General features: G+C 59.2%; 18 protein-coding genes. 7 read left to right on the top strand and 11 right to left on the bottom strand.

Features of this window, described 5'->3' with window-relative positions; all coding sequences use genetic code 11:
* Positions 1-51 precede the first annotated feature (51 nt).
* Complete coding sequence (locus tag DW821_RS06195; protein ID WP_117773937.1) at positions 52-1053, top strand: P1 family peptidase; 1002 nt, start codon at positions 52-54, stop codon at positions 1051-1053.
* Positions 1054-1424: 371 nt separating this feature from the next.
* Here DW821_RS06195 and DW821_RS06190 read toward each other — a convergent pair whose 3' ends face one another.
* Positions 1425-2456 carry a glycosyltransferase family 2 protein gene (locus DW821_RS06190; RefSeq protein WP_117773936.1) on the bottom strand — a complete coding sequence of 344 codons (1032 nt, stop codon included), beginning with the start codon at positions 2454-2456 and terminating at the stop codon, positions 1425-1427.
* Positions 2449-3651, bottom strand: a complete 1203-nt coding sequence (gene glf, locus DW821_RS06185) for a UDP-galactopyranose mutase (RefSeq protein WP_055252340.1) — start codon at positions 3649-3651, stop codon at positions 2449-2451. The genes DW821_RS06190 and glf overlap by 8 nt, the downstream gene beginning before the upstream one ends.
* A gap of 232 nt (positions 3652-3883) precedes the next feature.
* Between glf and pta the strand changes: the two genes are divergently transcribed.
* On the top strand, positions 3884-4864 hold the full coding sequence (pta, locus tag DW821_RS06180; RefSeq protein ID WP_089573084.1) for a phosphate acetyltransferase: 981 nt from the start codon (positions 3884-3886) through the stop codon (positions 4862-4864).
* A 352-nt stretch (positions 4865-5216) separates the two neighbouring features.
* On the opposite strand, the gene DW821_RS06175 is transcribed toward pta, so the two are convergent.
* The 9 genes from DW821_RS06175 to rnd form a co-directional block, all read right to left on the bottom strand.
* Positions 5217-6395, bottom strand: coding sequence for an acetate/propionate family kinase (locus tag DW821_RS06175; protein WP_117735754.1), 1179 nt, complete (start codon positions 6393-6395; stop codon positions 5217-5219).
* A gap of 164 nt (positions 6396-6559) precedes the next feature.
* The gene (locus tag DW821_RS06170) at positions 6560-7738 is read right to left on the bottom strand and encodes an acetate/propionate family kinase (protein ID WP_006234305.1); all 1179 of its coding nucleotides are present in this window, start codon (positions 7736-7738) and stop codon (positions 6560-6562) included.
* A gap of 120 nt (positions 7739-7858) precedes the next feature.
* Positions 7859-9019: an MFS transporter gene (locus DW821_RS06165; RefSeq protein WP_118066079.1), complete on the bottom strand. Its 1161-nt coding sequence runs from the start codon at positions 9017-9019 to the stop codon at positions 7859-7861.
* A 119-nt stretch (positions 9020-9138) separates the two neighbouring features.
* On the bottom strand, positions 9139-10029 hold the full coding sequence (locus tag DW821_RS06160) for a LysR family transcriptional regulator (protein ID WP_117766169.1): 891 nt from the start codon (positions 10027-10029) through the stop codon (positions 9139-9141).
* A 41-nt stretch (positions 10030-10070) separates the two neighbouring features.
* The gene (locus DW821_RS06155) at positions 10071-10406 is read right to left on the bottom strand and encodes a histidine triad nucleotide-binding protein (RefSeq protein ID WP_035137921.1); all 336 of its coding nucleotides are present in this window, start codon (positions 10404-10406) and stop codon (positions 10071-10073) included.
* A 49-nt stretch (positions 10407-10455) separates the two neighbouring features.
* Entirely contained in the window at positions 10456-10722 is a 267-nt protein-coding gene (xseB, locus tag DW821_RS06150) for an exodeoxyribonuclease VII small subunit (RefSeq protein WP_006234311.1), read from the bottom strand.
* Between the two features lie 42 nt (positions 10723-10764).
* A complete protein-coding gene (gene xseA / locus DW821_RS06145; protein ID WP_369831919.1) occupies positions 10765-12216 on the bottom strand; it encodes an exodeoxyribonuclease VII large subunit in 1452 nt (483 codons plus the stop codon).
* 115 nt (positions 12217-12331) lie between these two features.
* On the bottom strand, positions 12332-13036 hold the full coding sequence (locus DW821_RS06140) for a zinc metallopeptidase (RefSeq protein WP_117790628.1): 705 nt from the start codon (positions 13034-13036) through the stop codon (positions 12332-12334).
* Between the two features lie 64 nt (positions 13037-13100).
* Positions 13101-14234 carry a ribonuclease D gene (gene rnd, locus DW821_RS06135; protein WP_117790629.1) on the bottom strand — a complete coding sequence of 378 codons (1134 nt, stop codon included), beginning with the start codon at positions 14232-14234 and terminating at the stop codon, positions 13101-13103.
* 98 nt (positions 14235-14332) lie between these two features.
* On the opposite strand from rnd, the gene DW821_RS06130 reads away from it, so the two are divergent.
* From DW821_RS06130 to DW821_RS06110, 5 genes are all read left to right on the top strand, one after another.
* A complete protein-coding gene (locus tag DW821_RS06130) occupies positions 14333-15250 on the top strand; it encodes a diacylglycerol kinase family protein (protein ID WP_117790630.1) in 918 nt (305 codons plus the stop codon).
* 408 nt (positions 15251-15658) lie between these two features.
* The gene (locus DW821_RS06125; protein ID WP_118066077.1) at positions 15659-17620 is read left to right on the top strand and encodes a C69 family dipeptidase; all 1962 of its coding nucleotides are present in this window, start codon (positions 15659-15661) and stop codon (positions 17618-17620) included.
* Positions 17621-18031: 411 nt separating this feature from the next.
* Positions 18032-18604 carry a hypothetical protein gene (locus DW821_RS06120; protein ID WP_117635404.1) on the top strand — a complete coding sequence of 191 codons (573 nt, stop codon included), beginning with the start codon at positions 18032-18034 and terminating at the stop codon, positions 18602-18604.
* 212 nt (positions 18605-18816) lie between these two features.
* Positions 18817-20568: an ABC transporter ATP-binding protein gene (locus DW821_RS06115; RefSeq protein WP_118066075.1), complete on the top strand. Its 1752-nt coding sequence runs from the start codon at positions 18817-18819 to the stop codon at positions 20566-20568.
* A complete protein-coding gene (locus DW821_RS06110) occupies positions 20561-21307 on the top strand; it encodes an energy-coupling factor transporter transmembrane protein EcfT (protein ID WP_117637498.1) in 747 nt (248 codons plus the stop codon). The genes DW821_RS06115 and DW821_RS06110 overlap by 8 nt, the downstream gene beginning before the upstream one ends.
* Positions 21308-21385 lie beyond the last annotated feature (78 nt).

The raw sequence follows: 21385 nt of genomic DNA, 5'->3' as shown, positions 1-21385 counted from the left end.
ACGGATCCCGACCGGGCATAAGGCCCGGCGGAAAACCGATAGGAGTAAAACATGGATACACTGCTTGAGGCCATTGACGTTTGCGATGTCGATGGCTTTTGCTTTGGCAACTACACGGACGAGGAGGCCGGCACCGGTTGCACCGTAATCGTGGCACCCGAGGGCGCCACCGGCGGCGTTGACGTTCGCGGCGGTGCCCCGGCATCGCGCGAAACCGACCTGCTGCGTCCCGAGAACACCGTCGACAAGGTCCACGCCGTCTGCCTTTCGGGCGGATCGGCCTTTGGCCTGGAGGCCGCAAGCGGCGTCGCTCGCGAGCTTGAGAGCCGCGGCATCGGCCTTCCCGTCGGCCCCACGCAGGTGCCTATCGTGTGCTCCAGCTGCATCTTCGACCTCGCCTTTGGCGACCCCGCCGTACGCCCCGACATTGAGGCTGGCATCTCCGCCGTGCGCGAGGCGCTCGACAACACCCCCACCACGCTCGAGCAGGGCAATGTAGGTGCCGGCACCGGTGCCACCGTGGGCAAGCTCATGGGCCCCGCCACCTGCATGAAGGCCGGCCTAGGCGCTGCCGCCGTGGCACTCGGCCCTGTTAAGGTGGGTGCCGTGGTCTCGGTCAACGCCTGCGGCAATGTCGTCGACCCCTTCACCGGCGAATGGGTCGCTGGTATGCGCGCCGCAGCAGATAGCGACCAGATCGTCGACATGGAGCTCGCAGCCTTTGCCGCCGCCGGATCCATGCAGATGCCGCTCGACCGCACCAACACCACCATCAGCTGCATCGTCACCAACGTGGAACTCACTAAGGCACAAGCCACCAAGGTCTCCCAGATGGCCGCAGACGCCTACGCACACGCCATCCGTCCCACGCACACCACCAACGACGGCGACACCATCTACACCCTCGCCAGCGGCAAACTGGGCGCCCAGGCAAGCGCCGCCGTTCCCCTAGACCTGCTGGGCATGCTCGCCGTAAGGGCCCTACAGACCGCCATCGTAAACGGAGCCAAAAACGCCAAAACCTCCCACGGCATACCCGGCGCCGCAAAGTAAACTAGCTCGTCCGGTTGCCCGGTGGGGTTTGGTTATGTTTGCTGCTCTACAGTCCTGGCTCGCACGAAGAGCACATTAAGTGCTCTTCGGCTCGTGCGGAACTCGCGACAAACATAACCAAACCCCACCGGGCAACCTACCAACCAAATTCTTTTCAGCCCAGGCCCCTTTGTACCACGCGTCGAAGATCTTCAAATTCAACTTCCTGACAATCGATTCTTATAGCAGAGGCCCCTTGGCCTTTAGTTTGATACAAGTTCCGCACGAGCCGGAAAGCACTTAATGTGCTTTCCGTGCGAGCAGGACTGTTCGCAGTAGCAAACTAAAGGCCAAGGGGCCCAGTCAACCTATCAGCAGCGATTACTCAGCAGCTAGTTGAATTTGAAGATCTTTGAGGCAAGATGGTATAGGCCGAGTGTGGTTTTGTCTCCGGCCCGTCCATGCAGGTTGGTAAAGAATCCGACCACGCCGTAGCGAGCGCGACGATACATGCGCTCGTCGTACTCCTTCAGGTCCTTCCACAGCGTCTTCAGGCGCTCATCGGCACAATCTTCCTCGGAAAGCTTGGTGAGCACCGAGCAAATAGCCATCATCATGGTGAAGTAGCCCATCATGTACGAACGCAGACGCGAGGACTCAACGTCCTGGTACAGGTGGAACGATTCCATCATGATGCGCGTTATGCGGAACTGCTGACCCAGGCGCTTGACCATCGTAGCCTCGTTGACGCTCTGGCCCTCGCGACCGATAAAGTAGCGATAGAGGTCGATGTCGGCGTAGTACATGGTCTTGCAGCGCGGCAGCGGCACGTATGCGTAGATATTATCCACGTAGAACGTGTGTGCCGGCATAGGCAGATTGGACTCGCGCAGTACGTCGGTGCGATAGCACAGGCTGTGCATGAGCAGGTTCTGATCGGGACGGAAGTGTCCGATCTGGTCCCAAGAGAAAATCTTTTTGCGCGGCAGGGCAAACTTGTAGCCAATAGCGGTATGCGTGCCCTCGTAAACCTTCTCGTACACGTAGTTCGAGATAAACAGGTCGACGCGCTGGTCGCGCTCCTCAAAGCCACGCAGAATCGACAGCATGGTCGAAAGCGCCGCACCGTCGAGCCAGTCGTCCGAGTCAACGACCTTATAGTACGTACCATGCGCCTCACGCAGGCCCGAGAGGACGGCGATACCGTGGCCGCCATTCTCCTGGTGCACCGCGCGGATGATTCCAGGATAACGGGCCTCCCACTCGTCGGCCTTGGCGGCCGTCTCGTCCTTGGAGCCGTCGTCCACCACGATAATCTCGATATCGGTGGCGTAATTGCTCCCCTCCAAGATGGAGGTGATGCAATGGTCCATATCCTTGGCGGCGTTATACGAGGGAATACCGAATGTTATGACTTTATGCATGGCAGGCGATAATCTCATCCGAAAGATCGAGGGCAGAATTGGTCACGGCGTCCATATCGTAGTAACGATACTCGGCCAGACGACCCACCGGGTGGAAGTTCGTCAGGTTCTGGACGCGCTCAAGGTAGCGCTCATAGAGCTCACGGTTCTCGGGCTCCAGAATAGCGTAGTACGGCGTCTCGCCCGAGCCGGGCGTATAGGCCTTGGAGTACTCCTTCATGATGGTGGTCTTGCCGGGCAGGACCTGACCAGTCATGTTCTTGAACTCGGTGATGCGCGTATAGTCCTCGCTCGTGGTGTAGTTGACGGTGCCCACGGGCTGGAACTGGTCCATATCGAGCGTCTCGAACTTCATATCGAGCGTGCGGTACGGCAGCGCGCCCAGGTCGAGGTTGAATAGCTCGTCGAGCGGACCGGTGTAGACGATCTCGCCGCCATAGACCTTGCCGTCGATCTTGACGGTGGTCTCGTCGATTTCAAAGAGGTCACGGGCGTCTACGTCACAGAATACGTCGATCAGATCGTGATCGAGCATATGCTCGAACAGCGCGGTATAGCCGTCCTGCGGCATGCCCTGGAAAGGAGCCTGCGGGAAGTAGCGATCGTCATCGCCCACAAAGACGGGAACGCGGCCGGTGATCGAGGGGTCGATCTGGTCGGGCGTCTGGCCCCACTGCTTCATGGTGTAATGCAAAAAGACGTTCTCATAGACATAATCGGCGACCTCGGCAAGATCCGGGTCGTTCTTCTTGCGCAGCTCCATAATGGGCACCTTGACGTCCTTGCCAAAGGTCTCCACGAGCTTCTGATACAGCTCCTCGCCGCGCTCATCGCCAAAGGCGAGCTTGAGGCTCGCATGGTTAAAGGGTACGGGCATGAGGGTGCCGTTGATGTTGGCGAGCACCTTGTGCTGGTAGTCCGTCCACTTGGTAAAGCGCGACAGGAAGTTATGGACGCGCTCATTAAAAGTGTGATAGATGTGCGGACCGTACTCGTGGACCAGGATTCCGGCCTCGTCAGTGCAGTCGTAGGCATTACCCGCGATGTGGCCGCGACGTTCCAAAACGGCAACACGATAGCCGATAGTTTCGGCAAGACGGCGGGCGCAAACGGCACCGGCATAACCGGCGCCGACAACGATCATGTCGTACGCACCGGCATTAAAGCCTTCAGGCAGGCCTGAGGTAATCTGCATCGATACTCCTTGTCAAAAGCCACACGCTTTTTAACTGGGCTTTTTCTCGAACATACGTCGAGACATATTTATCAGAGCGATTATAGCGCTAATGCGTCCTATAATGAGCTTGCCACACAAGGAAAGCTCAAGCACCGCGGCGTACATTATTGAAAGGTAAACCCGCTAGCAGCGGGTTTATTCGTGTACAGCCGAGGGCCTGGAGCTTAGCGAAACGCTTGTAAGGAGTATCATGAGCGATTTCCTGAACCGTATGAAGTCTGCCGCCAAGGCCGACCTTAAGACGATCGTCCTGCCCGAGGGCGAGGATCCGCGTACCATCGTCGCGGCAAACAAGATCATCGAAGAAGGCCTGGCCAACATCGTCATCCTGGGCGATCCCAACGAGATCAACGTTCCCGGCGCCACCGTCATCGACCCGCGCAATGCCGAGAAGCACGAGGAGTACGCACAGAAGTTTGCCGAGCTCCGCGCCAAGAAGGGCGTTACCATCGAGCAGGCTCGTGCCCAGGTGATGGACGCCACCTACTTTGGCACCATGATGGTCAAGATGGGCGATGCCGACGGCCTGGTCTCCGGTGCCTGCCACTCCACCGCCGACACCCTGCGCCCCGCGCTGCAGATCCTCAAGACTGCCCCGGGCACCAAGCTGGTCTCGGCCTTCTTCGTGATGTGCACCGACACCCCGCAATTCGGCACCGACGGTACGCTGATCTTCGCCGACTGCGGCCTCAACATCAACCCGTCCTCTGACGAGCTCTCCGAGATCGCCATCGCCTCGGCCCACTCCTGGTCCACCTTTATGGGCAATGTTGAGCCGCACGTGGCCATGCTCTCCTACTCCACCATGGGCTCCGCCGGTGGCGAGGTCGCCAAGAAGGTCCAGGAGGCCGTGAAGTTCTGCAAGGAGAAGGCACCCGAGCTCGCCATCGACGGCGACCTGCAGCTCGATGCTGCTATCGTCCCCACCGTCGCCCAGCTCAAGGCTCCCGGCTCCTCCGTCGCCGGTAAGGCCAACGTGCTCGTGTTCCCCGACCTCGAGGCCGGCAACATCGGCTACAAGCTGGTCCAGCGCTTCGCCGGCGCCGACGCTTACGGCCCCATTCTGCAGGGCATCGCCAAGCCGGTCAACGACCTGTCGCGCGGCTGCTCTGCCGACGACATCGTGGGTGTCGTAGCCATCACCGCCGTCCAGGCTCAGATGGCTGAGTAGCGGACGCACTCGCCCGAAGGCCGTACGGGCTAACCCCTGAAAACGTCCTCGACCAATGAAACGCCCCCGTTCTGCTCCTTCGGAGCTACGAACGGGGGCGTTTCTGGTCTGCGGAATGTTTTCAGGGGTTAGCCCGTACGGCCTTCTACTGCCACGAAGCATTCAGAACATCTGGAGTGGACGGCGGCTTGGCTACGAGCTGGGGCTGAGGATCTGAATGAATGGGTGTCGTTGCTGGGAGCGCTGGCGTTACTGGTGATGATCACTTTGGGACTCGAATTTCCGCCTGCTAGCAAAAAGGCCTCCTGAGCTGCTGCTCAGGAGGCCTTTCGTTCAATCGCAAGCGAACGCACTAGTTATTCGCGGTCAAACGCTCGACGTCGTGGGCGATCATGTATTCCTCGTCGGTGGGGATGACCATGACCGTGACGGAAGAGCCGGCGGCGCTGATGACCTGCGGGCCGTTACCCACGGCCTCGCGGTTCTTGTTGTTGTCGATGCGCACGCCCAGCCACTCGAAGCAGTCGCAGAAGGCCTTGCGGATCGACCAGTCGTTCTCGCCAATGCCGGCGGTAAAGGTAATGGTGTCCACGCCCGCCATGGAAGCGATCATGGAGCCGGCCTGCTGCATGGCCTTGTAGGCGAACATATCGAAGGCGAGCAGGCAGCGCTCGTCGCCCTCGGAGGCGCGCGTACGGATGTCACGGGCGTCGTTGGAGATGCCCGAGATGGCAAGCAGACCAGACTGCTTGTTCATCATGTCATCGACTTCCTGGTAGCTGTAGCCGCCCTCGCGCTGCAGGTAGCACACGGTAGCCGGGTCAATGGAACCACAACGGGTGCCCATCATCAGGCCGTCGAGCGGCGTGAGGCCCATCGTGGTATCGCGGCATACACCGTCCTCGATGGCGGCAAGCGAGGCGCCGTTGCCCAAATGGCACGAGAGCAGGCGGTGGCAGCGCGAGCCCAGGATCTCCTTGGCCATCATCCACTCATAGCGGTGACTCGTGCCGTGGGCACCGTACTTGCGCACGTGGTACTTGTCGCACACGTCCTTGGGCAGCGCGTAGGTGTAGGCGACCTCGGGCATGGTCATGTGGAACGAGGTGTCGAAGACGGCCACGTTGGGCAGCTCCGGATACTTCTCGCGGCAATATTCGATTGCCGCGGCCTCGCCGTAATTGTGCAGCGGGGCGAGCGGAGCAACCTCGAGGATCTTAGCCATGACCTCATCGTCGACGACCGCGGAATCATCGAAGTGCCAGCCACCCTGAACGATACGGTGGCCGATGCCATCGATCGTAAAGTCGGTCTTCTCGAGCTCCTCGAGCACGCGCGCAATGGCGCAGCGATGATCGGGAAAAGGAATCTCCTCGGTCTGCTTGGCACCACCGTTCTCGGAGTGGCCAAAGATGCCCATCTCCGAGCCGATACGCTCGCAGTTGCCCTTGGCGAAAACCTCGCGGGTATCGGTATCCAAAAGCTGATATTTAAGGCTCGAGCTGCCGGCGTTGACAACAAGTACGTTCATGAGACTCCTTTGCAGTGCGATACGGTCGGCGCAGACCCCTTAAGGCGGCCGCATGTTAATAAGAAGTTATCACAACTTGATAAATAGCTATCAGGCATATCGCCCAACGAGTACAAAAGAGGAGCTGAACGGCGCTCGGTCGTCCAGCCCCTCCCCTCTTGCAATTACTTGCCGTTGACGATGCGCTCGACGTCGGAAGCGATCATGAACTCCTCGTCCGTGGGGATGACAAAGATTTTGACCTTGGAATCCTTGGCAGACAGGCACCATGCGCCGTCACCACGCAGGGCGTTGCGGGCATGATCCATCTTGACGCCCATAAAGGCCAGGCGGTCGGCCACGCCGGCGCGGACGGCAGGAGCGTGCTCACCGATGCCGGCAGTGAAGACCAGGGTGTCCATACCGCACATGGAGGTGGCCATCTCGGCAGCCTTGGCGGCAATCTTGTAGACGAACATATCGAAGGCGAGCTGGGCCTCGGGGTCACCGGCAGCGGCGAGCTCCTCGACGTTGCGGCAGTCGTTGGTCTTGCCGCCGGTCACAGCCAAAAGGCCGGACTTCTTGTTCATCATCTCGTCGACCTCGTCGAAGGTGTAGCCGCCCTCGCGCTGCAGGTAGCACACGGTAGCCGGGTCGATGGAGCCGCAGCGGGTGCCCATCATGACGCCGTCGAGCGGCGTCAAGCCCATGGTGGTGTCCATGCACTTGCCGTCCTCGATGGCGCACAGGGAAGCGCCGGAGCCGATATGGCACACGACGACCTTGCGGGCCTCGCCGTTGGTCATCTCGGCGACCTTCTTGGAGATGTAGCGGTAGCTGGTGCCGTGGGCGCCGTACTTACGGATGTGCAGCTTGTCGCAGACGTCCTTGGGCAGGGCGTAAGTCTTGGCGACCTCGGGCATGTTGAAGTGGAAAGCGGTGTCGTAAACCGTGACGTTGGGCAGGTCGGGATACTGCTCCAGGCAGTACTCGATAACGTTGGCCTCGGGGTTGTTGTGCAGCGGGGCGAGCGGAGCGACCTCGCGGATCTTGGCGAGGACATCCTCGTCGACGAGGGAGGAATCGCCAAAGTACCAACCGCCCTGAACGATACGGTGGCCGATACCCTCAATCTTGACGCCGTTGGCCTCGAGGTCCTTCAGGACAACCTCGATGGCGACCTTGTGGTCGGGGAACTCGATGTTCTCGGTCACCTTCTTGGAGCCGTTGGCAGCATGGGTGAAAGTGCCGCCGGTAAAGCAGACGCGCTCGCAGGAGCCCTTTGCGGACACCTTATGGGACTTGGTATCGATGACCTGATACTTAAGGGTCGAAGATCCTGCGTTGACGACCAGAACGTTCATGTGTCTCCCTACTAACAGGCGGTGTGGCGCCGCCAGGTTACATACGCTTCAATAATAAACCCAAACGCCCTCGCGCTCGGGTTTATTGCGTTGATATATAAGTTATCGGTGCCCAAATACTCATGTCCTTTGGCTTGTAAGACGAAAGAGCGCGGGGATATACACCAAAGAAGAGGTTCCGAGTGCGACAAGCAATATGACTCGAATGCCCGCGATGCTGCTCAACACAGCATTGAACAGATAGAAAAGGATGGCGCCCACCGCCACCATCTGGCTTTGAACCGAAATCAGTGAACAGCGCATCGAAGAATCGGCTACTTTTTGAAAAATTGAGTATTTAATTGGAGCAAATAACGAGTACGTAACCGTCTGCAGCACATAGAACACGGGCAGCAAATTAGCCGGAGTAAGGGGAATCAAAAACAAAGCTGTCAGGAAAAGGCGCACGATGCCGCAAATACGCGCAAAGCGGCCCTTGTCGACATGAGCAATCGCGCAGGGCACAATAAGTCCCATGGAGGCCGAGGCAAGGAGCTGGACCGCAATGGTGACACCCGAAGCGACGGCATTCATTCCGCGACCCGCAAGCAGCAGTGAGAAAAAGTCTTCCAGGGCGACAAAAGCAAATGCCTGAGAACAGTCCATGATGAACGCTGAACGAAGAATGCCATTACCCGCAATAGCGGCACCGATCATCTTCGGGCTAATCCCATGTTCAGGTGTCGTCGCAATGCCCCCTCTTCGCATCTCAGGAATGCAGACAACGACAACCAACGTCAACACCATTGCGATGATATCTGCCGAAAGACCAATGAGATATGCACCGACGGACGAAATGAAACCGCCCACGCAAGCGGAGATGGCACAAGAGGCATAGAAAACAAATCGCTCAACGACATTAAGTCTTACGAGCTGGTCCTGAGAGACGCTGTCAATGTAAATCGCTTCGATGGATCCGCTCACACACGCAACGGCAAAACCTTTGAGAGCGAACGCACCGACTAAAAGCAGGGGAGAACGGACGAGAAGCAGGGCGGCGTAGTATCCAAGCATCCCCACGACGCCAACGAGACCGCTTGTCTTTCGTCCAAACCTATCAGCAATATAGCCAGTGGGAACTTCAAGGATGAACTTGCTCACTTGATATGCAATCATCATGCTAGAAATCGATACCATCGAAAGTCCGACGAACTCAAGGTAGACAGTTAGAAAATACAAGATGGTGCTGAAGTTCGACAGAAAAACGAACGTCATATAAAGCAAAACCGTACGGTTTTTCATGCTCCGCCCTCCAAGAGTCAGCAATCTAAATCGGAATCTTGGAAAAGCATGAGGGCAAAGCTGTCAGCTATGTGTTACAAGGCGTCAATAATCACTTGATGCCTCGAAGCCAATTAATCTCACGAAGCAAGATGACGCAATAGGTGCAGAAAAACCGTCTGGTGTCGATCAGTCCAGGAATTTTGCCGATAGCAAAAGTAGATGGGCAAGGTTACATCACGCGAACCTTCAATGGAGCACTCACTCACTTCTGACCCATCCGATGCGAGAGAGGACCCAGACAAACTCAATATCAATCCCCCGGCTTGAAGAAACTCAGTCTGAGCCCTGCTTCCGTATTCAACATCACGGAAGCGAAAATTGACGAGCTGGGCTTCGGGACATTGATTGATTGCATTGAGACAGGGTGACAAATTAATGGGAACAGCGAGCCTGCCGCCCAGTAACTCGCGAATGGTCATGGCGCCCACAGATTGATGACCCGCTGGGCATGAAAGAACCTTGAGCTCCTTTTCACCCAAATATTTTGAAGAAAGGACGCTGTCCCGTGGTTCCTCGAATGAGATAGCCGCATCCGAAATGCCAAGCACAAGTGATTCAAAGCATGTAGCCGTTGGCTGATGCCACACATCAAGGTGAATCTGAGGGTGCGAGCGTTCAAACGAGTCATACCAGCTTTCGGCAAAAAGGCGCCCCCGCCCATGAAGGCAGGGGGCGTAAAGACGAAAGTGGCCATCGGGCGAAACGCCGTCGCCCCTCGATTGAGCGTACTTTTTGAGATCGTCGACTTGTGCCAGGATCACGCGTGCACGACGCGCAAATTCTCTGCCCGCCGGAGACAAAACAGCCTCCCCCGCCGATCGGTCAAGCAAAACAATCTGATACTCAGATTCCAACTTTTTGATTGCCGACGAAACGGCCTGCGGACTCACATGAACGGCGCGAGCTGCTTTGCGCACGCCGCCATAGTTCGCCACCGCTTGAAGGTATTCGAGTTGAGAAAGCTGCATAGATTACTCCAAAGGCAGCCAAGTCGACGGACCAAGCGCCCTCAGATGAGGTTCTCGCCCAGGTTTTTGCCGCCGAGGACGTGCATGTGGAAGTGCATGACGGTCTGGCCGGCGTTGACGCCCTTGTTGGAGATGACGCGGAAACCGTCCTCCAGACCCTTGGCCTTGGCGACCTCTTGGATGGCGTGAGCCATGGCGCCCATGGTCTCGGCAGGCACGTTGTCGGCGATGTCGCTGTAGTGCTTCTTGGGGATCACGAGCGTGTGGACCGGCGCCTGGGGGTTGAGGTCATCGAAGGCGATGACCTGGTCGTCCTCATAGACAACGGTCGAGGGGATCTCGTGGTTGGCAATTTTACAGAAGATGCAATCACACATAGCTGGTTCCTTTCTCACAGACCAAGGTAATTATATTTGGTCGAGATGCTTAGAACGAGAGGTTGTCGTCCGTGTTGGCGGCTTCGCCGTCGGCGAGCACGTCGTTGCCGTCGACGTCCTTAAGGAGCACCGAGACCTTCTGCTCGGCATCGGACAGGCGGGTGCGCAGGCTCTTGAGGAGCTCGACGCCGCGGGTGTAGCTCTCGAGCGACTCCTCGAGCTCCATATCGCCCGACTCCAGGCTGCGGATGATGAGCTCCAGCTCCTGCGAGGCCTGCTTGTACGTAAGCTGCTCTACCGGGGTCTTCTCTGCCATATCTGTTTCCTTTCCTAAGGGTCTATCACTGCGAAACGCGGTCTACTCGACCGCGTTGACGGTTGCCGACACGTTACCGTCCGCCATGCGCACGCGGATGGCGTCGCCCGGCTTAAAGGTCTGGGCACTTATAGCCACACCATCGTCGCTGTACGCGATGGAATAGCCGCGGGCAAGTACCTTAAGCGGCGACAGGGCATCGAGCGAAGCCGCTGCACGGCCCAGGTCGGACGCTGGTTTGCTGAGCATCGTGCGCCCCTGATGCTCCAGACGGGAACTCGTAAGCGTGAGCGCATGGCGTTTGCCGTCGAGCCCTGAGGTGCTTGCAACCAGACGCTCGGGCAGACGCTCGAAGTTGGAGCGGAAGACCCCGACTGAGCGTACTATGGCGCCCGACAGGCGATCGGCAGTCAGTGCAAGCTCCGATTCGCGACGCTCGACCATAAATGTGGGGTCGTTGAGGCACGGGCGACACGCAGCGGCATCGAGCGCATCACCCAAGCGAGCCGTATAGGTATCCCAGGCACGGCGACCGCGCTGATCGAGCATCTCCAGGTCGACCTGGGCCGACCCAATCATCGATGCCATCGCGGCACCCAGACGCTGATGGCGCGCCTCGAGCACATCGGCCAACTCCGTCATAGCCGGCGCCACCGATTCTGCCGCCGCCGTGGGCGTGGAGGCGCGTCGGTCGCTCACCATGTCGCAAATCGAGGTATCGGGCTCATGGCCAATGCCGGTCACCACGGGCACAGGACAAGCCGCCACCGCGCGGGCAAGCTCCTCGTCATTAAAGGTCATGAGGTCCTCAAAGGAGCCGCCGCCGCGCACCAGCAAAATACAGTCGGGCGCCGGCGTAATGGAAGCGGCGCGGCGCAAGCCCTCAATGAGCTCGGCCGGCGCACCCTCGCCTTGGACCTTGGCGCCCACGCAAACAAGCTCGACGAGCGGGTTGCGACGGCGCAGCGTACGCTTGACGTCGTCGATTACCGCACCGGAAAGCGAGGTGACGGCCGCCACGCGTGAGCAAAACACCGGAATGCGGCGTTTGCGGGACTCGTCCATCAGGCCCTCGCGGCGTAGCTTTTCGGCCAACTGCGCCACCTGTTGACGCAGCAGACCCTCCCCCGCCAGCGAAAACGAGCGAGCGACAAAGCTCATGCGGCCCGTGGCCTTATAGAGATTGAAGCTGCCCTTAAAGCTCACCTGCATGCCGTCACGCAGATCGAAGGTACGCTTGAGATAGGCGCCCTTCCAGATGATGCAGTCGACGGCGGCCGAGTCGTCTTTAATCTGGAAGTAGCAGTGGCCACTTCGGGCATTGGGACCACGGAAACCCGTGACCTCGCCCAGGACGATCAGTTGCGGAATAGCATCGAGCGCACCGGCGGCGATCTCTACCGCCTGGCTCACGCTGAGCTCTTTACGCTCCTGCTCGTCCGAACCGTCGAACTCGGCGGAAACGCTATTGCCGGTTAGATTCCAACCTGCCACGCAACCTCCTTTCGTTATCGTGCACAAAGGCTCTGGCCCTGCGCAAATTCAAGTCCAACACATAGTACAGCGCCGCGGGGACACAAATCCCCGCGGCGCCCAGCGACCCAATTTGTTATCGGTTGGAGTTTCTGTTGTAGCGAGCCATAAGATAGAGCAGCTGAATAATCGAGGTGAGTGCCGCCGCCACGTAGGTAAGCGCGGCTGCCGTCAAGACCTTCTTGGCACCGTTGACCTGCTTGGAGCTCATACCCGACTGCTCAATATACGCCACGGCGCGCCGACTGGCGTCAATCTCGACCGGCAGCGTAACGAACTGGAACAGCACGCTAAACGAGAAGAAGATCAGCGCGAGGGTCGTGAGTCCCGCGATGTTCATAAACAGGCCCATGAGCAGCACGATGGTCCAAGTGTTCTGGGTAAAGTTGACGACCGGCACGAGGGCGGTGCGTACCTTCATCATGGTATAGCCGCTTTGACGCTGAGCGGCATGGCCTGCCTCGTGACAAGCGACAGCAACGCTTGCGACCGAGCCGCCCGAACGGTTGGAATCCGACAGATACAGATTGTTGTCCTGCGGGTTGTAGTGGTCGGTAAGCTCACCAGCGACGCCCTTGATACCCACGGCATTGCAGCCGTTGGCGTCGAGCATGCGGCGCGCGACCGCAGCGCCCGTGTCGCCGTCCGAGCGAACCTTGGACCACGTCTTGTACGTCGAATTGATATAGTTCTGTGCGGCAAGGCCAAGCACCGTGCAGACAAGCACAACCAGCAGGTACAGCGGGTCGATGCCAAAGCCGTATCCATAGTAGTAGGGCATACGAATTCCTCCGAATCGAGTTACACGTTGGAGGCATTCTACCCACTCAGCAGACTAGGCTTCCCTATAACAACTCAATCTTTCCGTCCTTCACGGTGAGCCCCATATTGCCGGAAAGCAGATCGTCCAGGCGCGAACCCACAAGCTCAAAACGCCAGCCTTCGCGCAGGGGGCTTTGCTCAGGATGCTCGATGTAATCGGCCAGGTCATCGCGCGAGGCAATGACCGAGGTCGCCACCCCCGAGCGCTCGGCAACCAAGCGAATAAGCGCATACATCAGGTCCGTCACGCTCTCAAGCTCCGGCGAAATCTGGCGATGCCCGCGCACCATGAGCGGCAGGCGATCGTGCGGGCAGCTCGCACCGCGCTTGATGGCCATGAGCGCGCCGTCCACGTCGCGCTCCCCCAACTGGTCGGTACCGCGAATGCTACGGAACTCCTCAACGCGCACGGGATTGCGCTTAACGAGCGCCAGCAGCGTATCGTCGGACATGACCCACTTGCGCGGGATGTTGCGGCGCTCGGCGCGGTCCTCGCGCCAGGCGGCGAGCTCGCGCGCGATGCCCAACTGGTGACGGCTGCACGAATTGATGCGTTTGACCTTACGGAACGCCTCGTGGCGATCGGCGCGATAGTGCGACTCGTCAGCCAGCGGGCGCAGCTCGTCGAGCACCCAGTCCACGCGGCCCAGCTCGCGCAGGCGGCTCATCATCTCGGTAAAGGCGACGATCAGGTACTTGACGTCATCGATCGCGTACTCGATCTGTTTGTCGGTCAGCGGGCGACGCGACCAGTCGGTCAGCGACTCGGTCTTGGGCAGCGAGACGCCGCAAAACGTCTGCACGAGCGCGCCGTAGGAAATCTGCTGGCGTTCGCCCAAAAAGGCGGCGGCCACCTGCGTGTCAAAAATCGGACGCGGCAGCACGCCCACGGTATGGAGCATAACCTCCATATCCTGCGAGCAGGCGTGGAAGACTTTGGTCACGCTCTCGTCGGCCATAAGCTCGGCCAGCGGCGACAGGTCGTCGATCACCAGAGGGTCGACCGCGACGCTCTCGGCAGGGGTGGCAATCTGAACCAAACACAGGCGCGGATGGAACGTGCGCTCGCGCAAAAACTCGGTATCGACGGCAATCGCGTCAAACTCACGGGCGCGCTGGCAAAAGTCGAGTAGAGCCTGATGTGTGGAAATGTACATATCAACCCATCGAATAAGGTTAGGCCCGAAAAACACGGGTAGGATATCGGCATTGCCTTACAACTATACTCGGTTAGTCACAGAACGGGAACGTAAGTATGCGCTGCCTTATCATCCACAACCCGGCATCGGGCCCCAGCTCAGATGAAATCTACGCATTCACGCACGCCCTCGCGCAAGGCGGCGACGAGGTCGTGATGCGCTTTATCGGCGATGGCATGGAGCCCGAGGACGCCGTGGCAGACGTGCGCGAGTTTGATCGCGTGGTCGTTTCGGGCGGCGACGGCACCGTCTCCAACGTGCTCGATCAGATGCGCGGATGCGGTGTCCCCACGCTCATCTTCCCCTCCGGTACGGCCTGCCTGTTCTTCAACAACATCGGCAATGCCCCTGAGGCGGCGGCGCTCGCCAAGGCCTGCCGTGCCGGTCGCACGGTCAAAGTCGACATGGGCGAGCTCTTTTGGCTCGACGAGGACGGCAACGAGAAGCGCCACGGCTTTATCATCATCGCCGGCTCGGGCTTCGACGCCGAGATCATGATGAAGGCCGCTCCCACCAAAAACGACATCGGCGAGATCGCCTACTTCCTCTCTGCGCTCGCCACGCCCAACCCCACGGTGGCGCACTTTACGATTGAGCATGACGGCATTGTCGAGGAGCTCGACGGCATCTGCTGCATGGCCGGCAACACCTCGGTCATCCAAAACGACATCAACCTGTTCCCCGACTGCCGCATGAACGATGGCATGGTCGACATTGCGGTCATAGAACCCGTGCGCACCGTGCAGCTGCTGCCTACTGTGATCACCGCTGCGCTTGATCCCGCCGGCAAGGTACTCGGGCGCCCGCAGTTCAAGATCATCCAGACCAAGGAAGCCAAGATCACCTGCACCCCGTCGCTGGGCATGCAGTTCGATGGCGAGATTATCTCCAGCAATTCGGGCGTCTTTGGAGCCCGCGCGCTTCCGCAATGCCTCGACCTCATCGTCGACGAATTCTCACCGCTCGGAAAATAGGAGGACCCCATGAACGACAATCCCCTGATCGGCTTTATTGTCATCGTCTTGGCCATGCTCGTCGGTTACGCCATCAACGTGATTCACCGCCGAAAGAAGTAAATCCACATTGGTATGATATTCATCCAGTTATGGCCTCTCCCGCTGTTTATGCATTCGTCAAACAGCGGGGGATTTTCATTTCGGGCATTCCCAGCTACTTTATTCGGCTACAGTAATTACAGGGCGTCTTTATTAAAGTAAAGCTGCAAACTGAGTACGATTAACCGCTCATCGCATATTTCATCACGCTTATCGAGTAAGTTTCTTTCATAGATGAATATTGTTTCCAGTTCGTTACGCTAATGAGGTGTCTTTATTGGCTGAAGCCCTCTGGCGACAGAGGGCTTTCGCACGCTGGGAGGGAAAATGAGGAAAACTCGCCCCGTCAACGCGCTCAAGAAGCTAGGCATAGGCCTCGCCTTTGGAGCTGCGACCATCATGTCCATGCCGACATCTGCGCTCGCCTGCACGCAAATGTACATGGGCAAAAACCTTACGGCCGACAACAACACGTACTATGGTCGCGCCGAGGACTTTGGCCCGCGCTACCTCAAGCACTTTGGCATTGAGCCGTCGCATGCCCCCGGGTATACCTACGGCTCAGACGAGTCCGGCTTCTCATACAGGTCGACCAAGACTACATATCGTTATAGCTACGTGCGCGATCATCCTTCGCAGTGGCACGGGCGCTATGATGCCTACTCTGAGGCAGGCATCAATGAGAAGGGCGTGTCCTGCTCCGCAACGCTGACCACCAACATGAACGATAAAGCCGCCAAGGCAGACCCCCTGACCGACACTGGCATTGGCGAGTATAGCTACGGCAGCGTTATCTTAGGCGAAAGTGCCAAAGCACGTGAGGGTGTCGAGCTCCTCGGCAAGATCATCGACGAGCAGGGCGCCAACGGCAACGATCAGATTATCATCGCCGACAGCAACGAGACTTGGCTGTTTGCCGCACTTTCCGGCCACCAGTGGATCGCCATGAAGCTCGCCGATGACGTCGCCTCACTCAACCCCAACATCGGCGGACTCAATTACGATGTCAACCTTGATGACACCGAGAACTGCCTCCACTCCGAGGGCATCCAGACCATGCCCGAGAAAAATGGCTTCGCCGAGTACACCGACGGCAAGTTCGACGTTGCCAAGACCTATGGCAAAAGCGTCGCCGATTCCGGCGTTCATCAGTGGACTCGCTATGTCCAGGGCCGCGATTACTTCATGGCCCCGTTGACCAAGGGCGCGGATTACGACATCGTCACGGTTAAACCGAAAAAAGGCCCCGACCAAATCGGGGCCATGGTCAGCGAGATCCAGCCCCTGTTCTTCCAGCCCGGCAAGTCCGACTGGAACACCTTTGAGATGATCCGTGCATTTGGCAACCGCGGCGAAAATGTCCCCGGCCTCAACGCCAACACCGACGGTGTCTACGCCATCGGCACCGAAAGAAGCACCGAGACCAACCTCTTCCAGATCCGTCAGGACATGGACCCCGAGATCGCGACCATTCAGTGGGAGATGCTCTCCCGCGCCGCCTACTCCGTCGCTATTCCTCTGTACTCTGCACTGCTCACCGAGGTCAGCCCCTACTTCAGCAATCAGGATGTCTCCTACGATCACTGCGAAGAGACGGACATCGTGAACAACGAGGAGCCCGAGAACTCCATCAACTACGTCCTCATGGACATTAGTTCCCTCTGCTACGAGCACCGCGAGCAGCTCGGCACCGGCGTTCGCGCCTACCTCGACGCTCTCCAGAACGAGCTCATCGAACAGAACCTTGAGGTCGATGCTGCTATGCAGGCCGAGACCACCACTGAGGGCCGCACCGCCCTGGCAAACAAGGCCGGCAAGGCTGCCACTGAGAACACCTACGTCAAGTGCAAGGCCCTGCTCCAGGAGATGCGCGCTTATCTGAAGGCTGAGGATTTCAGCACGCCCTTCACCCCGAGCGACCTGAACACCGAGACCAACGGCCTCAAGGTGTCCATCACCTACGCCAAGGACGCTCTTGCCACCGACCCGGTAACCCCGGATCAGCCTGGCACCCCCGAGCAGCCTGGTACTCCTGAGCAGCCCGGTACCCCCGAGCAGCCCGCTAAGCCCGAGCAGCCCGCTAAGCCCGAGCAGCCCACCACCAAGCCCGAGAAGCCTGGCAAGTCCGACACCACGACCACAGTAACCACCAACAAGACGAACACCAAGGGCGGCCTGCCCACCACTGGCGATCGTTTTGATGGCCGCATGGTGGCCGCATTCGCCATCGCTGGCGTTGCCGTCATCTCCGCAGGCGGTTACTTCCTCTACCGTCGCAATAAGGAGTAACGTCTTAGCTGAGCGGGCGAGGCAGCAATGGCAGCCTCGCCCGCTTAACCCGCCTTTTTGGCCGACGGGAAACCCACGGGAAACCCGCCTGAAATCTTTTTAAAAAAGATTTCCCCGCACACACTTCGCTGTGCTATAGTGCAGCGCAACAGCAACTAGGTGCGACCGCGCCACGGCATCACGAAAGGAGCCACCAACATGAAGAACACGATGAAATCTCTCAACAACTGGTGGTGGCGTGATGCGAATACGATCGGTCGACAGTGAGTCCCTCACGCCTGTTTTTGCGCTCTAGGTGATTGGAAGGCCTCCGGTTTCGACCGGGGGCCTTTTTCTATCTCGAGCCCGATCGCATTCGCATCACGCGCCTCCGCTTTTCTCTTGCAATCCCCTTCCGAAAGGATTTTCACCATGTCTCAGAACACCACCGCCACCCAGCCCCGCACCGTCCAGACCGCCGACCGTGGCAAACTCGATGTCCGCGCCCTCGTCCTGCTCGCCATCCTGCTCGCCGCCGGCTTCATCCTCAACTTCACCGTCGGCAAGGCAATCTCGGGCATCTCGGGCGGCATGATCAGCCCCGAGTTCATCATCTCGGCCTTCTGCCTCACCATCCTGGTCGTTCGCCCCAACATCGGCCAGGCGCTCGTCATTGGCCTCATCTCGGCTGCCGTGATCCAGATCACCACCACTTCGCCGTTCGTCGATTTTGCCGCCGAGGGCATCGCCGCCATGCTCATGGCCGGCATCGTCAACGCCGCCGGCAAGAACGGTCAGGTCAAGCCTGCCGTCGCCATCGTCGCTACCTTCGTGACCACCTTTGTCTCCGGCGTCATCTTCATGGTTATCAAGATGGCCATGCTTGGCGTGGTCGGCGAGCTCGCCGCCGCTATGCTGCCCGTCGTCGCCATGACCGCCGTCTTTAACGCCATTCTGGTCGGCGCCCTCTATCTGCCCATTCAGAAGGCCCTGAAGCTCAACTAACCCGCTCGGCTTTATGAGCCACCCCATCTTGGCGTTCATTCGTCGCTCGCGTACCCAAGTACGCTTCGCTCCTCTTTCGCGCCAACCTGGGGCCCCTCGTAAAGCCGTCTCCGCACTCCACCAACAAAGACTGTCCCAAACAACTAGCTCTTGGGGACGTTCTTAAACGACTAGTCATTAAAGAACGTCCCCGATGACTATGAAAGGTATCCATGGAAACGATCATCAACGTCGACGATGTCTCGTTCTCCTATGGCACGCAGACCGAGCAGGCGCTCAGCCACATCTCACTCAGCGTGAACAAGGGAGATTTCATCGGCATCATCGGGCCCTCGGGCGCCGGCAAGTCCACGCTTGCCGCCTGCCTGTCGGGCGCCGTGCCCCACCACTACACCGGCACGTTCTTTGGGTCCGTCATGGTTGACGGCCACGACACCTGCGAGGTCTCGTTGACCGACGTGTCGCAAATCGTCGGCAGCGTGCTGCAGGATATCGACACGCAAATGGTCGCCTCGGTCGTCGAGGACGAGATGCTCTTTGGCCTCGAGAACTTTGGCGTCCCCCATGACCAGATCGAGCAGCGCGTGAGCGAAACGCTCGAGACCGTCGGCATCAGCGACCTGCGCGACCGCGAGATTGCCACCCTCTCGGGCGGACAGAAGCAAAAGGTAGCCATCGCCGCCATTCTCGCTATGCGTCCGCGCGTCTTGGTTCTCGACGAGCCCACCGCGGCACTCGACCCTGCCAGCTCCACGCTGGTCTTCGAGACGCTGCGTGAGGCAAACCGCGCACTTGGAATCACCATCGTCGTCGTTGAGCAAAAGGTCGCCCTGCTCTCGGAGTACTGCAACCGCGTGCTCGTGCTCAACCATGGCGAAATCGCGCTGCAGGGCGAACCACACGAGGTCTTCGCGCATACCGACGAGCTCCGTGCCATCGGCGTCGACTGCCCTCGCGTCACGCGTATCTTCAATAGCCTCGAGGCCGATGGCCTGGTAAGCGGTACCCCTTGCTTGGATGTCGATGAGGCCGAGCGCCTGATTTCGGGCATCGTCGACCCCGCACACGCGGCCAGCGAAGCCCAGGCGCCCGCCGGCTCACCGCACGCACCGTCGTTGCGCCCTCATGCCAAGGACGCCGAACCCGTACTCACCTTCGACCATGTTGAGTTTGCCTATCCCAATGGCGGCGCCGCCGTACACGACCTTAGCCTGACGCTCTATCCCGGCGAGCTCGTGGGCATCGTCGGCCAAAACGGTGCCGGCAAGACCACGCTCACCAAGCTGCTCACAGGCCTGCTCAAGCCCGCCTCGGGCAGCGTGCGCGTCACGGGACTGGATACCGCGGCCGTTCCCACGAGCCGCATCGCCCGCGAAGTCGCAACCCTCTTCCAAAACCCCGACCGCCAGATCTGCAAGGATACCGTACTCGACGAGGTCGCTTTTGGCCTGGAGCTTGCCGGCATCGACCGTGCCGAGGCTCTGCGTCGCGCTCGACTCGTTATCGACCGCTTTGGCCTGCCTGCCGATGAGGCACCTTTCTCGCTTTCGCGCGGCCAGCGACAAATGGTGGCGCTTGCCTCCGTCGTAGTGGTTGAGCCCAAGATCGTCGTGCTCGACGAGCCCACGAGCGGCCTTGATTACCGCGAGTGCATGACCGTCATGGAAACGGTGCGCACCATGGCCGAGCGCGGCTGCGCCGTTATCATGGTCTGCCACGATATGGAAGTCGTCTCGGATTTTGCCGAGCGCATTGTGGTAATGGCCGACGGTAGCATCCTCGACCGCGGCCGCACGCACGAGCTATTCTCGAACATCGATCTCATGCAGCGTGCCTATGTTGAGCCGCCCCAGGTTATTGAACTCTCGCGCCGTCTGGCATCTTCCGTCTCGCCCGCTTTTGCACAGGTGAGCGAGGTCAGCGATGTCGTTCGCATTACCAAGGAGATGGTCCGCCGTGGTTAACGTCATCGACTACATGCCAGGCGATACGCTGCTGCATCGCCTGAACCCCGTCGTCAAATTGGGCCTCGCCGCCGCCATCATCGTCGGCATCTTCTTGTCCGACACCTACGTGGCGCTGCTGGGCTTTTTGGTGCTCACCCTTGCGCTGGGTGCCTATGCCGGCGTCGTCGACCGTCTGTTCTCGCTGCTCAAGTTGCTGATTCCGCTCGCGCTTATCATGCTGGTGCTCCAGCTTGCCTTTATGCGCGATGGCAACGTTGTGTGGGGCTTTATCACCGACACGGGCCTCATCACAGGATCGAAGGCCTGTCTGCGCCTGCTGGGTGTGGCGTTACCGCTCATCCTCATGCTCATGGTGACCAAGCTCAACGACCTTGCCAACGCCTGCGTCGAGGTGCTGCACGTACCGTATCGCTATGCCTTCACCTTTACCACGGCGCTGCGCTTTGTGCCGGTGTTTGGTCAGGAGATGAACGCCATCATGGAAGCGCAGACCGCGCGCGGCGTCGAGTACGACACCAAGAACCCTATCAAGAAGCTTAAGCTCATGCTGCCACTGTGTGTGCCGCTGCTCATCTCGAGCGTGGGCAAGACCGATGCCACGGCCTTGGCGGCAGAACAGCGCGGCTTCTATCTGCGCACGCGCGCCAGCTCGTACAAGCGCTACCCCATCAAGGGCCTGGACATCGCCGTACTCATCGTCAGCATCGCCCTCATCGCCATCGGCTTCCTGTTCTAGTTCGCCACCGACAGCAACCGCCCAACGCAAAAGGCCTCGGCTCGCACCAAACGAGCCGAGGCCTTTATTGTTTCACCA

This window comes from Collinsella sp. AM33-4BH, from assembly GCF_003469205.1.
Taxonomy (GTDB): domain Bacteria; phylum Actinomycetota; class Coriobacteriia; order Coriobacteriales; family Coriobacteriaceae; genus Collinsella.
Note: the sequence above shows the minus strand (reverse complement) of the source record. Positions and strands in the feature narration are given on the sequence as shown.

Coding starts and splice junctions, on each gene's coding strand:
- DW821_RS06170 (WP_006234305.1), bottom strand. CDS start 7,738: ATGAACGTTCTGGTCGTCAACGCAGGATCTTCGACCCTTAAGTATCAG.
- DW821_RS06125 (WP_118066077.1), top strand. CDS start 15,659: ATGAGGAAAACTCGCCCCGTCAACGCGCTCAAGAAGCTAGGCATAGGC.
- DW821_RS06115 (WP_118066075.1), top strand. CDS start 18,817: ATGGAAACGATCATCAACGTCGACGATGTCTCGTTCTCCTATGGCACG.
- xseB (WP_006234311.1), bottom strand. CDS start 10,722: ATGGCAGAGAAGACCCCGGTAGAGCAGCTTACGTACAAGCAGGCCTCG.
- pta (WP_089573084.1), top strand. CDS start 3,884: ATGAGCGATTTCCTGAACCGTATGAAGTCTGCCGCCAAGGCCGACCTT.
- DW821_RS06175 (WP_117735754.1), bottom strand. CDS start 6,395: ATGAACGTACTTGTTGTCAACGCCGGCAGCTCGAGCCTTAAATATCAG.
- DW821_RS06155 (WP_035137921.1), bottom strand. CDS start 10,406: ATGTGTGATTGCATCTTCTGTAAAATTGCCAACCACGAGATCCCCTCG.
- DW821_RS06130 (WP_117790630.1), top strand. CDS start 14,333: ATGCGCTGCCTTATCATCCACAACCCGGCATCGGGCCCCAGCTCAGAT.
- rnd (WP_117790629.1), bottom strand. CDS start 14,234: ATGTACATTTCCACACATCAGGCTCTACTCGACTTTTGCCAGCGCGCC.
- DW821_RS06160 (WP_117766169.1), bottom strand. CDS start 10,029: ATGCAGCTTTCTCAACTCGAATACCTTCAAGCGGTGGCGAACTATGGC.
- DW821_RS06120 (WP_117635404.1), top strand. CDS start 18,032: ATGTCTCAGAACACCACCGCCACCCAGCCCCGCACCGTCCAGACCGCC.
- DW821_RS06165 (WP_118066079.1), bottom strand. CDS start 9,019: ATGAAAAACCGTACGGTTTTGCTTTATATGACGTTCGTTTTTCTGTCG.
- glf (WP_055252340.1), bottom strand. CDS start 3,651: ATGCAGATTACCTCAGGCCTGCCTGAAGGCTTTAATGCCGGTGCGTAC.
- DW821_RS06140 (WP_117790628.1), bottom strand. CDS start 13,036: ATGCCCTACTACTATGGATACGGCTTTGGCATCGACCCGCTGTACCTG.
- DW821_RS06195 (WP_117773937.1), top strand. CDS start 52: ATGGATACACTGCTTGAGGCCATTGACGTTTGCGATGTCGATGGCTTT.
- DW821_RS06190 (WP_117773936.1), bottom strand. CDS start 2,456: ATGCATAAAGTCATAACATTCGGTATTCCCTCGTATAACGCCGCCAAG.